We start from the raw sequence: 13,616 nt of genomic DNA on the forward strand, positions 1-13,616 counted from the left end.
TTCAGAGCGACGCGCTTATCTCAATGGCAGATTCCAGCGCTTTCAGGCGATCAACCAGGAACTCCATAACGATGCGCACCCTGGCCATCTGCTGGGTATCCTGGTTTACATGCAGCCACAAATCCACGCTCTCGCCCTCCAGCGGGTCTGATAGCCTGCGCAGCTCTTTCGCGGCCTCGCCCAGATAACAGGGCAACACCGCCAACCCCGCTCCAGACCTGGCCAGGGTTGCCATGGATTGCAGGCTGTTGCAGCGAATCACCGAGGAGACGTTCTTCAGGTGCTTCCGGTACCAACGCCCGGTCGCCAGATGGCTGAAACTCTCATCCGGCAGTATCCAGGTGCAGTCTTCCGGGTGGTTCTCGATATCCATATTGCGGTGTCGGCGGCAGTATCGGGCGGCCCCGTAGACAGCGGAATCCACAGCGGCAATACGCTCGCCCTCCAGGGTCGCCTGGGGCTTGTTCTCCGGCCGCAAGGTCAGGTCTGCCTCCCGGTGGCTGAGGTTCGCCACATCGTTATCGGTCAGCACCTCCAGTTCGATATCCGGATAGGCGTGAACCAGCTCCGCCAGGATCGGTCCGAGCAGCTCATTCATCATGGCATCCTCGGCCGCCACCCGGACCTTACCCACCGGCGCAGCATCGTCACCTACCAGTTTGCGCTCCAGATTTTCCACATCGGTAGCCAGCCGCTGGGCCTCCCGAAACGCCATTTCGCCAACCGGAGTGAGCTGCAAACCATCCCGGTTGCGCTCGAAGAACTGCACCCCCAACGACTCTTCCATCTGATCAAGTCGTCTTAAAACAGTGGTTTGGTGTACACCCAGCAATTCACCGGCTTTCGCCAGCGTTCCACCTATTGCCAGAGCCCGTATATATCGAAGATAATCCCAGTCCATAGTTACTGCATATTCGCAACGTGAGTACGGATTTTAACGTATTCAAACTGCAAATAAGAACTCCTAGAATAGTCGTTAAATTAAAGATAGATCGCTAATTAATCCACCAGACAAAGGAGGAAGGCGCTATGACCAAGAGCCATATCGCAACCGTAAACCCGCTGCCGTCAAGTATCCTCCACAACAGTACCGAGGTCAGGCGCCAGTATACCCGCGCTGCTGCACAGCAGGCGATGCAGTTTTTCAGCCGTAAGGTGCGGATTTTCAACCGCAAAGCGGCTGCGGTTGCCCCAGACATGCCCCAGGTACAGGGCGGTCACTGAGATTACCGGAACCCGGTAACCGAAGCACAAATAAAAACGCCGGCATGTTTCCATGCCGGCGTTTTTTATGGTGAGTGTTTAACGCCCTGATCAGAACTCCCAGATCACCTTACTCTTCTTACCAAACCACTCGTCCATCTTCTGATTGTAGAAGTCCTCGATCACATTGCGCTTGATCTTCATGGTCGGCGTTAACATGCCGTTTTCCATGGTCCAGGGCTCCTTGACCACTACTACGAAAGCCACTTTCTCATGGGCTTCGCTCTGGGCGTTAACGGCATCAAGCTCCCGGGCCAGTTCCTGTTCCAGCTCCGCCCGGTCACCACCACGATCCAGTTCATCCCGGGCCTCTTCTGACAACAACACCATCAGGCACGGCTGAGGCTGGTTGGCGCCGGCCACACACACCACTTCGGCTTTCGGATGATTGAACCGGTTCTCAATTGGCACGGGCACCACGTATTTGCCCTTGGAGGTTTTGAACAGATCCTTCACCCGGCCAGTGATACGCAGGCAACCATCCTGGTCGATTTCACCCATATCGCCAGTTTTGAGAAAGCCGTCATCGGTCAGGTCCTCTTTGGTCTTCTCTTCGTTCTTGTAGTAGCCGAGCATCTGACCGGGGCTCTTGACCTGAACCTCGCCACCTTCGCCAATGCGGTGAGTAACACCAGGGTTTGCCATGCCGACCGTACCCACCTTGGCCTGGCCGGGGCGATTGGCGTGGGAGTAACCGAAGTTCTCCGACATGCCATACACTTCCAGCAGTTCCAGACCAAGGCCCCGATACCAGCCGATAATCTCTCCAGACAACGGTGCCGCGCCCGTCAGGGCGGCCCGACAATGGTCCAGGCCCAGCTGTTTGAGCACCTTCTTTTTAACCAGCGAGTTCAGGATCGGAATATTGAACAGGATTTTCTGCTTCTTGGGCGGCAACTTGGCATTCACGCCCAGATAGAACTTCATCCACAGGCGCGGTACCGAGAAGAACAACGTGGGCCGGGCCCGCTGCAAGTCTTCCTGGAAGGTATCCAGGGAGTTGGCAAAGTACAGGTGGAAACCGTAGTAAAGGGACTGGGTTTCAACCGCTGCCCGCTCCGCCACGTGGGCCAGCGGGAGGTAAGACAACATGCGTTCGTTGGAGGATACTGGGAACAGTTGCTGCAGGCCATCGGCCACCGAAATCATGGTGCGGAAGCTGTGCATCACGCCCTTGGGCCGGCCGGTACTGCCAGAGGTGTACACGATGGTGGCCAGCGCATCCGGATCAGGCAGTTTCGGCTCAGCCGGTGATTGCTCTTTGATGATCTCCTGCCATTTGGGAGTGTCATCGCGCGGCGACAAAGGCAGAGACACGATGGGCATATCAGCAGGAATATGATGCTTGATGTCGTTCCAGCCGTCGGCCGTACCGTCCAGCTTACCCAGGAACAACAGTTTAGCCTCGCTGTGTTCAAGAATGTAAGCGGCTGTTTCACCATTCAGGGTCGGGTAAAGCGGCACGCTGACATGACCGGCTGCCCAAATGGCCAGATCCGACAGTATCCAATGCGCGCTATTCTTGCCCAGGATTCCGATATTGCTGTGCTCCGGTAGACCAAGGCTGTTCAGGTAGGCGGCCATCCGGGACACCTGGTCAGCGGCCTGCGCCCAGGTAATGTCTTCCACCCGGCCATCCGGGAACGGCTGGGTTAGGTAAACGTTATCGGGAGTGTGCTGGGCCCAGTAGTACAGGCAGTGCAAAGACGTCTGCTTTTGTGGGTCTATAGCCATGGTGGCTCCTTGTTGTTGTTATCTTCGGTTGTCTGGAATCGCTTTTTATTGTTGCATTCATACTAGCCAACTTTCCCGCGTGCTCAATAGCAATAAACATCCCGGGCGTTGACCATTTAGCTCGAAGCTGAGACGCACCTCCCAAAATATTACGTGACATCCATCAAGTCTGGTCTAGATTGAGAAGTACCGCGTATTGATAACCAATACCACAAGAGACTGTCGCTCTATGAGAACCTCGACTCGCTCTGCTTTGATTTTCCCCGCCTGGGCCGTAATTCTCATCGGATCCGGCGCCTTTCTCTACACCGCCTACGCGGGTTTTCTTGGTTCCTGAGAGCCGACTAGCGCCTGAAACGGGTCTCAAGCACGACCGCCGAGTTAGTCCGCTCAACTCCTTTTAGGTTCCCGATGTCATCCAATACACGGCTCAACTCCTCCAGCGATTGGGCCTGGACGATGGCAATCAAGTCGTACTCACCACTGACCGAAAACAACTGGCAGACCTGAGTAATTTGCTCCAGTTCGGCGTTGGTGCGAGCGGTAAGTTTCTGGTGCACCTTGACCGACACATGGGCCTCCACCTGGTTGGCAGCGTACTCACCGCCCAGCTGTAAGGTATAGCCGCGAATGATTCCCTGCGCCTCCAGTTTCGCCAGTCTGTTTTGTACGGTGGAACGGGAAACATGCAACCCCTTGGCCAGGTCAGTCACACTGGCGCGAGCATTCTGCCGGAGCAGTCCCAACAATTTCTGGTCTTGCATACTAATCATTTTGATTACCTGATTCGTCAATATGGCTAAATTCTATACCATATCGACCAATTTGAATCTACAGATCGGCATAACCAGCCGCCATACTGGACCTAAACAACGTTCAGGATGTCGGCCATGTTGATCCGCCCTATCACGCTTCGGGATCTTGATCCCCTTTATCAGATTGCCGTTGAATCCGGACCGGGATTCACATCCCTGATGCCAGACCGGGACGCGCTGGCACAGAAGATCGAGCATTCCATGAAGAGCTTTGAGCGGCGCGTAGACAATCCCACAAACGAGCAGTATCTGTTTGTACTTGAGGATGAGCACAGCCATGAGATCATGGGCACAACTGGCATCCAGGCCAGTGTTGGGCTCGACCGGCCGTTGCACCACTTCAAACGCGACAGAACGATCGGGCCAGCAGGCCTCGCGAGGGAAACCCTGACCCGTTGCGAGCACTACGCGGGCTGCACCGAAATCTGTTCGCTGTACCTTCGCCCGGACTATCGCCAGGCCAATGCCGGCAAACTCCTGTCAAAAGTCCGGTTTCTGTTTATGGCACTGCACCCCGAGCGTTTTGCAAACACCGTGATAGCAGAGATGCGGGGGGTGTCTGACACTCATGGCCACTCGCCTTTCTGGAACTGGCTGAGACATCAGGTGGTCGATCTGGATTTTTCCACGGTAACGCAACTCTCCGCCCAGAGTGATGCTCGTTTTCTGGAACAACTTGTTCCCCCTGGTCCGTTCGACATTGCAGACATGACCATTGAAGCTCAGGCAGTCATCGGCCAGGTTCACCCGGACACCCGCCCGGCGCTACACTTGCTGAAACAGGAAGGATTCCGGCATCGTGGACTGGTGGATCTTTTCGATGCCGGGCCGACCATTGAATGCGCACGGGATGCCATTACCAGTGTTCGCAACAGCGGGCTATACCGGGGTTTATATGGCGGCACCCGGATTACCGCCCACACCGGGTTCCCCTTGATTGTGGCCAACGGCCAGTGTTCCGGATTCCGTGCGACGATCATCGATTCGCTGTCAGGGGGAGACGAGCCGGAGCAAGTTCCCCTACCGACTGGCATTCAGCGGAAGCTGGGCTTGAATGGTGGAGACCAGGTGTGCGCACTACCCCTGGTCAAAAACCGCCCCACACTGAACACAAGTGAGATGAGTGCTCACCAGGAGTTCCGTCATGCACAATGATCTGAACGCGCTTTTTTCCCGGCTCTGGCAATCCTATCGACGGGTGACGCCCTCGGCTGAGCGTATTCATCAGTTGCTGGGCGAACGCGAAAGCCATCCCATCGTGAATGATCACATTGCACTGCGCACTTTTAACCTGGCCCCGGTACGCCTGGACAAACTGGCCGGCCACTTTCTCAAGCTGGGCTATCAGCCGGGTGGCGAATATCATTTTGAAGCCAAAAAGCTCTACGCACGGCATTACGAGCACCCTGACCCGGATGTTCCCAAGGTGTTCATCTCTGAGCTACTGGTGGATCAATGTTCAGTGCAACTGCAGGCCATCGTTTCTGACCTTGTGGCCCAAACGAATCCGGGCGCGGTAGATGCCGATGATTTTCTGACTTCCGGCCGCCACTGGAAACTGGATTACGGCACTTACCGTTCACTTCTGGAGGAAAGCGAATACGCTGCATGGACCGCAGCCTGGGGTTATCGAGCCAACCATTTTACGGTCAGTATCAATCATCTTGAGAGCATCAAAACCGTTGCGCAGATCAACCAACTGCTCAAAGACCACGGCTTCGCCATAAACACCTCCGGGGGTGATGTAAAGGGGTCACCTCAGGAACTGCTTGAGCAATCCTCCACCCTGGCAGACCGGGTCGCCCTGGAGTTCACTGATCAGGTGGCCACGGTACCCAGCTGTTTCTATGAATTCGCCCTGCGCTATCCGAAACCGGATGGCAACCTGTACTCCGGCTTTGTGGCGGCGTCTGCAGACAAGATCTTCGAGAGTACCCATGCGTCAAACTGACTTCGGCGCCTCCTGGCACTGACGTCAGGACCATCCCTGCTCACCCAACAGGGGCACGAACCGGACATCACCGAAGTCTTCGCGCTCGAAGTCAGCATCCGTCCGGCGGGTAATACACACCAGCCGCTGCACGGAATGCTCCGACCCCACCGGAATAATCAACCGGCCACCGACGGCAAGCTGCTGTTTAAGGGTCTCAGGTACGGCGGGAGCACCTGCAGCAACGCAGATGCCATCAAAGGGCGCAGCCTCCGGCCAACCAAGGGTTCCGTCGCCGCAGCGAACATGCACCTGGCTGAACCCCGCCCGCTCCAGGTTCCTCCTGGCCTGCTCTGCCAACTCAGGAATCCGCTCGATACTGAAGACCTCCAGGGCGAGGTTGGCCAAAACGGCTGCGGCATAACCCGATCCAGTCCCAATATCCAACACCCGTTCCCGCCCCTCCAGCTGAAGCGCCTGCGCCATCAGCGCCACGATATAGGGCTGGGAAATTGTCTGCCCCCAACCAATCGGCAAGGGGTAATCTTCATAGGCTTCGCCCGCCAGATGCTCGGGAATAAAGCGTTCTCGGGGCACTCTGTCCATGGCTTCCAGCACTCTTGAATCGAATATCCCCCTGCCGGCAAGCTGATACCGAACCATGTCTGCGCGCAGGTTGTTGAAATCCGGAACCCGTTCATTCATCACCGGCCCCTCCCTGATTACCCGTCGTTACAAAGCCATAACGCTTTTACAACAGCGCAAACTTTAACCACTGTCTACTTTTTACCCACAGGTTACTCCTCTGCACGGATGAGGAGAACCAAAAACAAAAATAACGGCGAGGGTTTAACCCTCACGCTCAGGGAGATAATCATGTCTACATCTGTCGACCACCTGATGGAACGCACCCAGGATGCCAGCGATCTGCTCGCCGATATCGTGCCATCAGCCATTACCCTGGCCACCATGCTCCGACATCGACAGATGGCAGCGTGGCTAAGGGCTGAGTTTGACGGATACCCCGATATAGACAAAGCACCACCTTATCGGCTCGACCTGCCCGGACACATCGTTGCCAAATCCCCGCAGTATGGCTGGATTCCTGCGCCGGTCAATGACACCCAAACCAAGGAGTTCGGGCACCTGAACCTGATGGAAGGGGTAAAAGAGCTCGAACATACCTGTTTAAGCTGCAAAAAAGGCAATGGCAATCGGGTGTTGCTGGATAAAGAGGCCATGTCAGACCTGCAAAAGCAGATTAATCTCAGTGCCGAACTGGCCATCAACCTCAGCCGGGAGGTTTACTGCCGGCTACTCCGAACCCTTCGGGCAGCGCTCTATCTGTGGGCCGAGCAGCTGATGGACGCTGGAATCTCTGGCGATCACAACCACTATAGTCCGGAGGAACGAAAGCTGGTCTCGCATCTTGATAGCCCAGAGGCTTTCTGGCGCAAAGCCATGCAGGAACTGGACACAGTACCGGTGGCAGATGTTCGGGAGCTTGGTTTTCTGGAACGCATGTTTGGCCGGGCCGGCTAAGTCAGGAAAGCCACGTAAAGACCAAAAGGCTATACTGGAGGACACGCGAACCGATTGAATCGTCTATAAAGGAGCCAGGAGCGCCACTATGAGAGACGCACGATGGAAGTATCTCAGATCACGCGGCCTGGCTCTGATTCTTCTACTGGCATGCCCCCCCGTCTTCAGTGACGATAGCATCATCAATCGCATAGAAGCCCTTCAGGCCGGGCATCCTGTCACGGTTCTCGACGCACCAATACTTGCAAAGGAGGCCCTGACCCGTTTCTACGAGCTCAGGGAATTTGACCTGGCCTGGGATTCCTACAATGCCCGACGTCAACTGGCCCAGGCCATCAGTGAGGTGGCTGATCAGGGTTTAAACCCGCTGGATTATCACCACGAAACGATCGCCGCCCTGGCCCTGCAACCGACGGATCAGGTCGAGGAAGAAGTGCGGGCCGATCTGGACCTGGTACTGTCAGACGCATTCCTGTTGCTTTCCTCCCATTTGCAGGCGGGGAAAGTTAACCCGAGGACCATTCACGCTGAATGGACCGCCAATCGCCAGGATCTGGAAACCCACACCGTGCTTGCACAAGCGCTGGACACCAATTCCGTTTACCAGACCCTGCAACAGCTAAAACCTTCAGCGCCAGCCTACCAGAAACTGGTCACGGCGCGCCGCACCCTGACCGCATTGCTGGGGCAGCCCTGGCACGAACTCGCCGCCACTCCCACACTCCGACCGGGAGACAACGACCCGCGCATCCCCGAGATACGTCGTCGGCTTGCCCTTCTTGGCGATATCCCGAGTGCCGACCATGATCGCCCGGATGCCTACGATGCGTCGGTCGAAAGTGATAGCTACGACGACGAGCTGTTGATCGCCCTTCCCGCGTTCCAGGCCCGGCATGGCCTTGAACCGGATGGAATCATCGGGCGCCAGACTTTTGCTGCCCTGAATAGATTACCTGTCGAGCGCATCCGCCAACTGGATGCCAGCCTGGAGCGTTGGCGTTGGTTGCCGGACGATCTTGGTGATACCTACGTACTGGTCAACATCGCCGGCTTCGAGATGACCATGGTACGCGCTGGTGAAGAAATCCTCCGCCAGCGGGTAATTGTTGGGCGCCCGTACCGCCAAACCCCGGTATTCAGTGACCGCATTCGCTACCTGGTATTCAACCCTACCTGGACCGTCCCACGGAAGCTGATGATCCAGGACCAGCTACCAATTATCCGCAGCGATCCCGGCTACCTTGAGCGCATGAATTTTAAGGTCTATCGGGGATGGGGCGCTGATCGCGTGGAAGTGGACCCGGCTACTATCGACTGGCACACTCTGTCGGCCAATAACTTCCCGTACCAGTTGGTTCAGGAACCCGGGCCGATGAATGCCTTGGGACAGATAAAGTTCATGTTCCCGAATCAGTATGATATTTACCTGCATGACACCCCGGGGCAGGCCCTGTTTGGCCGAGCTGAACGAACGTTCAGTTCCGGCTGTATCAGGGTTGAGCGGCCCTTTGAATTAGCGGAGCATCTGCTGGAAGGTAACAGCAACTGGTCGCGGGCGAATATAGACCGGGCCATTGAACTCAGAGACCCAGTCAATGCGATGCTGAGAACGCCGATACCGGTTCATCTGCAATACTGGACGGTGTGGGTTGATCAATCAGGAGTGATACAGTTCCGGAACGACATCTATGGACGAGATCAGCGGCTGATCGACGCGCTCCGTTCAGATCCCCAAGGCGCGCTGATGCCAACACCACGGAGGCCTTGATGACGAGAGTAGCTTTACTGACTGCCCTTATGCTGATCCTGACAGCCTGCCAGAATCTGCCAGATCGCCAGGAGGGTCTGGACAGCGACGTAGCGTTTCTCAAAGCTCACCACTGCCTTGAGGAATCCGTAGACGACGTCAACCGCATTCACTTCGGCCCTTGCCTGAAAGTTATTGAAATCAACGGTCAGGCACCGGTAGTCAGGGAAGACGACTTTATCGAGCTCCCCCTTCGACAGCCTCTCACCATAGGCACAAGTTGCGTTTATCGACACGCCGATGGCACGCCGATACCCGCCACCGTTGAAACTGCCGACTTTCAGGTGCGTGCGGACACCTTCACCCGTGGCGGCCAGAGGTGGTACCTGCATGCCCACAAGCAGGCCCGCAGGGTGATTGGCTGCGAGCCCACGCTATCTCGCTCAGTTCACCCCACCCGGAGCACAGACTGAACTGCCCACCGGCCTGCCCCAACCAGGGATCATTCGTACCGGGCAACAATGGCGTCCAGCTCACCCTCGCTGCGGGCGCTGTCCAGCGCTTTCTGAAGATCCGCCACAATGCCCGGACTGGTTTCCAGACTGATGGCCAGATACATCGGGGTTTCCCGAAAAACCAACACAGGCTTAAGGCCGGTAATGCCATGTTCGTCTTCAGCAACCAATGGCCCCACAAGGCCATCCGTTACCCACAGGTCGGCCTGGCCCAGCGCCAGACGGCGGGGATTCACATCGCCCGATGTATTCATGATCACGTTAAATCCCTGATCCACCAGGTACTGCGACATGACATCGCCCCGGTAGCCGGCAATTCTCAGGTCTTTGGCATCATCCAGAGTGGATAGTGTTATATCGGAGTCTGGAGCCGCAAACAGGGTCCATTCGATGGATGCCAACGGGCCCACCCACTGGAACAGCTGCTCCCGTTCATCGGTGCGCGCCGTACAGAACAGACCATGGTTTTCACGACCCTGCACCCAGTCGTAGGCGTAGCTCCACGCACGCATTTTCATCTGCACATCGTAATCTACCCTTGCCAGCATGGCTTTCACCATATCGGTGCAGATACCGGTGATCTGGTCCTCGTTGTGGGCAAAGCCCTCACCTGAAACAGAGGCGTTATAAGGAGGATAATGTTCGGTAAAGATATACAGCCGCTCAGAAGCCTGAACCGTGGCACTTGAGGCCGCTAGCGTTAATCCGACGAACAATGCCCCCGTAACGTTTCGCAGGGCGTTTCTGGCTGATGCGATGACAACGTGCATGTTTTTTCCTTTTGGCTGGCAATCGTTGGTATGACGCAAAAATAGGCAGAGTTGGAAGTTTGTGCCAATCGATATGGCAGTTTATGACAGCATAACTCCGTAGTCCGTATCCGGCATTGAAAGTTCCGTGACAGAACGTATCTGGAATTTACGGCAGCCTGGCCGACGGGATCACAGACACCGTAGCCAAACCTGTATCCGCAATTACCATTTCTCAACAGAGCAGCTGTTTCGTTGCGCATTCTTTGGCCATGTGCCACGTTGGAAGGGAACCGTAAAAAGGAGGATAGGAAATGCTCTATTGGGCGGTAGTGTGTCTTGTTATTGCAATTGTTGCAGGTGTTCTGGGTTTCGGAGGCATCGCCGGAACGGCTGCGGGTTTTGCCAAGATCCTGTTTTTCATCTTTCTGGTCTTGTTGGTTGTTTCACTCCTCGCCAACGCGTTACGAGGTCGGGGCCCAAAAATCTGACTAGGCAGACCTGGCTTTTCGTGGCCCTGGAGCAACAACCAGGGCCACGCCAGCCACCGCAACAACCCCGCCGGCCATGGCCATTGGCCCCAAGCGCTCATCAAACAGGATAAACGCCTCCAGTGCCGTTACCGGTGGCACCAGGTAGAACAAACTCGCCACCTGAGAGGCTGCGCCGCGTCGAATCAACCACATCAAAAGCAAAATGGCACTGACCGACAGGCCAAACACCAGCCAGCCAAGGGCCAGCTTGAACTGCAGCGACCATTCCACACTTCGGGACTCCAGTACCATCGCACCAACACCAAACAAGACGGCCGCTGCGGTGTACTGAATCATGGTGCCGGATACCAGATCAACCGACGTGCCAAACCGTTTCTGGTAAACGGTGCCAAGGGAGATTCCGATCAGCGCCAGCCCTGCCCAGACCAGCGTCAGCCCGGGTAACCCTGTATCGCCGGTGCTGGTTCCTCCAAACTTTTCTACGATTACCAGCGAAACACCCACAAGCCCCAAGACCAATCCCGCCCACTGCTTTCGCGAAACCGCCTCACGCAGAAACACCACAGCAGCCAGCGCTGTTACCAACGGCTGCAAGCCCACAATGAGCGACACCAACCCTGATGACATACCCTGATCAATGGCGTAGAACACCCCTCCCAGGTAGCAGCCGTGAACCAGAATACCGGTGACTGCCACATGACCAGCGCTTCGCCAGCCCGGCCATCGGGCACGCATGACGATGGCCAAGACTGCCAAAGGTAATAGCGTGAACAACATGCGGATAAACAACAGCGTAAAAGGCTCTGCATACGGCAGGCCGTACTTGGCACCAATGAAACCGGTGCTCCAGAGCCAGACAAACAGGGCAGGAACAAAAAAGGAAAAGAAAACCGGGGGCATGGCTCAAAGCTCGGCTGATAGGAAACCTGGCAGGAGACTATACCCTGCCAGAACCCGGCCAGACAGACACAGAACTCCGCTAACCAACCATTACAGTCAGGCGCTCGTCAACATCGACTGCAATTTCTGGGTAAACTCAACGGCCTCGCAGCCCAGAGGGGTCAGATAACCCCCGTCTTTCTGGCTGATCAGACCTTTTGCAAACAGTGACTCTGCCGCTCGAACCGTTTCAGGCGCCGCCGTATGGGCATGCACCTTGATACCCTCCTGAGTAGAAATCGAGGGAAATTGCAGCAACAGGTTCAGCTCAGCAAGATGGTTCGGAGAGAACGGCATAAAAGCTCCTTATCGTTCGAATTATCTGCAGTTTAGCTTAAATACCGGAGCGCCATGGCGGAATTAAGAAGAAATTGATCCAGGTGCATATTTTCCCTGAATATCCTATTGTTACGTTCACCACTTCATTATTTTAATTGCACAAAGCTGGCACTGGCTGATCGCAACACGGACATGTTGACCATGGATAACACGAACGGCCAGCAGGCCGACTACTACCCCCGCCCCCTGCGTCACCTGAGCGTCTACCTGGCCACACTGGTTAAAGGCAGGCTCTGGCTCAAGGTGCTGATTGGCATGGGACTGGGCCTTGTGGTGGGCACCCTGCTCGGCCCCTCTGTTGGACTGGTCGAGCCGGAAACCGGCACGCTGATCGGCAACTGGCTGGCCTTTCCCGGGCAACTGTTCCTCGCCACCATCCAGATGATTGTGATACCGCTAGTGATAGCCTCGGTGGTAAGAGGCCTGGCCGCCAGCGACAACCTGGAACAACTGCGCAAGATGGGCGTCCGGGTTACCCTGTTCTTTGTCATCACGACAGCGATTGCAGCGACCATTGGCCTCTGGGTGGGCGGCCTTGTTAACCCGGGCGATCTGATGACCGGCCTGACGGCACCGCCTGTCGATGCTGTGCCGGTTGCCGCCGACATCCCCGGTCTGGATGCAATCCCCCAGACTCTCATTGGCCTGCTGCCCGGCAACCCGCTCGATGCCATGGTGGAAGGGCAGATGCTGCAGGTGGTTATTTTCTCTATCATCATCGGCGTTGCACTGGTCAGTATGTCGGGGGACAAGGCCAAGCCGATGCTGGACCTGCTCGACTCCCTGCAACAAATCTGCATGACGGTGGTTCGCTGGGCGATGCGCCTGGCGCCCTATGCAGTCTTCGGATTGATGGCACAACTGACCACCACGCTCGGGTTCCGTGCGATGCTGGGCATGGCGTCCTACGTTGCCACGGTACTGCTTGGCCTGGCCATTTTGATGGTTTTCTACCTCGCCCTTCTCAAGCTCCTCGCAGGGGTGCGGCCACTTCAATTCCTGAAAGACACCCGCGATGTGTTGCTGCTGGCCTTTTCAACCTCCAGCTCCGCCGCCGTCATGCCACTGTCTATTCGCACCGCGGAAGACAAACTGGGTGTGCGGCCTTCCGTTTCCCAGTTTGTCATTCCCCTGGGTGCCACCATCAACATGAACGGTACGGCGCTCTACCAGGCCGTGGCCACAGTGTTTCTGGCCCAGGTTTATGGCATTGATCTGAGCGTTGGCAGCATGGCGCTGGTGGTAGCCATGGCCGTAGGTGCATCCATCGGTTCGCCCGCTACACCGGGGGTCGGTATTGTCATACTCGCCATGGTGCTTCAATCAGTGGGCGTGCCGCCCGCAGGTATTGCCTTGATTATGGGCGTGGACCGGATACTGGATATGTGCCGCACCGCCATCAACGTGACCGGTGATCTGGTCGCTTGCCGGCTGATGGAAAACTGGTCGGGCAAACGATTACCAGACCAACCCGAACCGGTGCCCGATGAGGCCAGAGGCCCACAGTAAGTTTGTGACCCCATGAACAATCGGTATCATCAAGGCACGA

15 protein-coding genes are annotated in these 13,616 nt (G+C 56.3%); 8 read left to right on the forward strand and 7 right to left on the reverse strand.

Annotation, left to right across the window (positions count from 1 at the left end):
- Position 1: 1 nt before the first annotated feature.
- Positions 2-901, reverse strand: a complete 900-nt coding sequence (locus tag QUE75_RS14430; protein ID WP_072676597.1) for a LysR family transcriptional regulator — start codon at positions 899-901, stop codon at positions 2-4.
- 128 nt (positions 902-1,029) lie between these two features.
- Between QUE75_RS14430 and QUE75_RS14435 the strand changes: the two genes are divergently transcribed.
- Positions 1,030-1,224, forward strand: coding sequence for a hypothetical protein (locus QUE75_RS14435; protein WP_061333071.1), 195 nt, complete (start codon positions 1,030-1,032; stop codon positions 1,222-1,224).
- 90 nt (positions 1,225-1,314) lie between these two features.
- Here QUE75_RS14435 and QUE75_RS14440 read toward each other — a convergent pair whose 3' ends face one another.
- Positions 1,315-2,997 carry an AMP-binding protein gene (locus QUE75_RS14440; protein WP_072676596.1) on the reverse strand — a complete coding sequence of 561 codons (1,683 nt, stop codon included), beginning with the start codon at positions 2,995-2,997 and terminating at the stop codon, positions 1,315-1,317.
- A 344-nt stretch (positions 2,998-3,341) separates the two neighbouring features.
- On the reverse strand, positions 3,342-3,770 hold the full coding sequence (locus tag QUE75_RS14445) for an Lrp/AsnC family transcriptional regulator (RefSeq protein ID WP_106694916.1): 429 nt from the start codon (positions 3,768-3,770) through the stop codon (positions 3,342-3,344).
- A 117-nt stretch (positions 3,771-3,887) separates the two neighbouring features.
- On the opposite strand from QUE75_RS14445, the gene QUE75_RS14450 reads away from it, so the two are divergent.
- Entirely contained in the window at positions 3,888-4,967 is a 1,080-nt protein-coding gene (locus tag QUE75_RS14450) for an arginine N-succinyltransferase (RefSeq protein ID WP_286251223.1), read from the forward strand.
- Complete coding sequence (locus QUE75_RS14455) at positions 4,957-5,763, forward strand: DUF1338 domain-containing protein (RefSeq protein WP_286251225.1); 807 nt, start codon at positions 4,957-4,959, stop codon at positions 5,761-5,763. The genes QUE75_RS14450 and QUE75_RS14455 overlap by 11 nt, the downstream gene beginning before the upstream one ends.
- A 24-nt stretch (positions 5,764-5,787) precedes the next feature.
- Here the strand turns inward: QUE75_RS14455 and QUE75_RS14460 are convergent, their stop codons facing one another.
- Entirely contained in the window at positions 5,788-6,447 is a 660-nt protein-coding gene (locus QUE75_RS14460) for a protein-L-isoaspartate(D-aspartate) O-methyltransferase (protein ID WP_286251228.1), read from the reverse strand.
- A gap of 171 nt (positions 6,448-6,618) precedes the next feature.
- Here QUE75_RS14460 and QUE75_RS14465 point away from each other — a divergent pair, with 171 nt between their 5' ends.
- From QUE75_RS14465 to QUE75_RS14475, 3 genes are all read left to right on the forward strand, one after another.
- The gene (locus tag QUE75_RS14465; RefSeq protein WP_138437098.1) at positions 6,619-7,284 is read left to right on the forward strand and encodes an AbiTii domain-containing protein; all 666 of its coding nucleotides are present in this window, start codon (positions 6,619-6,621) and stop codon (positions 7,282-7,284) included.
- Positions 7,285-7,372: 88 nt separating this feature from the next.
- Entirely contained in the window at positions 7,373-9,052 is a 1,680-nt protein-coding gene (locus QUE75_RS14470) for a L,D-transpeptidase family protein (RefSeq protein WP_286251230.1), read from the forward strand.
- Positions 9,052-9,504, forward strand: coding sequence for a hypothetical protein (locus QUE75_RS14475; RefSeq protein ID WP_286251232.1), 453 nt, complete (start codon positions 9,052-9,054; stop codon positions 9,502-9,504). The genes QUE75_RS14470 and QUE75_RS14475 overlap by 1 nt, the downstream gene beginning before the upstream one ends.
- Before the next feature lie 29 nt (positions 9,505-9,533).
- Here the strand turns inward: QUE75_RS14475 and QUE75_RS14480 are convergent, their stop codons facing one another.
- On the reverse strand, positions 9,534-10,316 hold the full coding sequence (locus QUE75_RS14480) for a substrate-binding periplasmic protein (RefSeq protein WP_106694910.1): 783 nt from the start codon (positions 10,314-10,316) through the stop codon (positions 9,534-9,536).
- A gap of 293 nt (positions 10,317-10,609) precedes the next feature.
- Between QUE75_RS14480 and QUE75_RS14485 the strand changes: the two genes are divergently transcribed.
- Positions 10,610-10,786, forward strand: a complete 177-nt coding sequence (locus QUE75_RS14485; RefSeq protein ID WP_072676589.1) for a DUF1328 domain-containing protein — start codon at positions 10,610-10,612, stop codon at positions 10,784-10,786.
- Here the strand turns inward: QUE75_RS14485 and QUE75_RS14490 are convergent, their stop codons facing one another.
- Both QUE75_RS14490 and QUE75_RS14495 read right to left on the reverse strand, forming a co-directional pair.
- The gene (locus QUE75_RS14490; protein WP_286251235.1) at positions 10,787-11,689 is read right to left on the reverse strand and encodes a DMT family transporter; all 903 of its coding nucleotides are present in this window, start codon (positions 11,687-11,689) and stop codon (positions 10,787-10,789) included.
- 96 nt (positions 11,690-11,785) lie between these two features.
- Positions 11,786-12,025, reverse strand: a complete 240-nt coding sequence (locus tag QUE75_RS14495) for a TIGR02647 family protein (protein WP_106694908.1) — start codon at positions 12,023-12,025, stop codon at positions 11,786-11,788.
- A gap of 183 nt (positions 12,026-12,208) precedes the next feature.
- Here QUE75_RS14495 and QUE75_RS14500 point away from each other — a divergent pair, with 183 nt between their 5' ends.
- Positions 12,209-13,576 (forward strand): dicarboxylate/amino acid:cation symporter, encoded by a 1,368-nt coding sequence (locus QUE75_RS14500; protein WP_286251237.1) that lies wholly within the window; start codon positions 12,209-12,211, stop codon positions 13,574-13,576.
- Positions 13,577-13,616 lie beyond the last annotated feature (40 nt).

Source organism: Marinobacter shengliensis (genome assembly GCF_030297115.1).
GTDB classification, from domain to species: Bacteria; Pseudomonadota; Gammaproteobacteria; order Pseudomonadales; family Oleiphilaceae; genus Marinobacter; species Marinobacter shengliensis.

What these genes read in the sequence shown, in the direction of transcription:
- QUE75_RS14435 (WP_061333071.1), top strand. Translation starts at nt 1,030, where the DNA reads ATGACCAAGAGCCATATCGCAACCGTAAACCCGCTGCCGTCAAGTATC.
- QUE75_RS14450 (WP_286251223.1), top strand. Translation starts at nt 3,888, where the DNA reads ATGTTGATCCGCCCTATCACGCTTCGGGATCTTGATCCCCTTTATCAG.
- QUE75_RS14495 (WP_106694908.1), bottom strand. Translation starts at nt 12,025, where the DNA reads ATGCCGTTCTCTCCGAACCATCTTGCTGAGCTGAACCTGTTGCTGCAA.
- QUE75_RS14445 (WP_106694916.1), bottom strand. Translation starts at nt 3,770, where the DNA reads ATGATTAGTATGCAAGACCAGAAATTGTTGGGACTGCTCCGGCAGAAT.
- QUE75_RS14490 (WP_286251235.1), bottom strand. Translation starts at nt 11,689, where the DNA reads ATGCCCCCGGTTTTCTTTTCCTTTTTTGTTCCTGCCCTGTTTGTCTGG.
- QUE75_RS14430 (WP_072676597.1), bottom strand. Translation starts at nt 901, where the DNA reads ATGGACTGGGATTATCTTCGATATATACGGGCTCTGGCAATAGGTGGA.
- QUE75_RS14480 (WP_106694910.1), bottom strand. Translation starts at nt 10,316, where the DNA reads ATGCACGTTGTCATCGCATCAGCCAGAAACGCCCTGCGAAACGTTACG.
- QUE75_RS14470 (WP_286251230.1), top strand. Translation starts at nt 7,373, where the DNA reads ATGAGAGACGCACGATGGAAGTATCTCAGATCACGCGGCCTGGCTCTG.
- QUE75_RS14485 (WP_072676589.1), top strand. Translation starts at nt 10,610, where the DNA reads ATGCTCTATTGGGCGGTAGTGTGTCTTGTTATTGCAATTGTTGCAGGT.
- QUE75_RS14465 (WP_138437098.1), top strand. Translation starts at nt 6,619, where the DNA reads ATGTCTACATCTGTCGACCACCTGATGGAACGCACCCAGGATGCCAGC.
- QUE75_RS14475 (WP_286251232.1), top strand. Translation starts at nt 9,052, where the DNA reads ATGACGAGAGTAGCTTTACTGACTGCCCTTATGCTGATCCTGACAGCC.
- QUE75_RS14460 (WP_286251228.1), bottom strand. Translation starts at nt 6,447, where the DNA reads ATGAATGAACGGGTTCCGGATTTCAACAACCTGCGCGCAGACATGGTT.
- QUE75_RS14500 (WP_286251237.1), top strand. Translation starts at nt 12,209, where the DNA reads ATGGATAACACGAACGGCCAGCAGGCCGACTACTACCCCCGCCCCCTG.
- QUE75_RS14440 (WP_072676596.1), bottom strand. Translation starts at nt 2,997, where the DNA reads ATGGCTATAGACCCACAAAAGCAGACGTCTTTGCACTGCCTGTACTAC.
- QUE75_RS14455 (WP_286251225.1), top strand. Translation starts at nt 4,957, where the DNA reads ATGCACAATGATCTGAACGCGCTTTTTTCCCGGCTCTGGCAATCCTAT.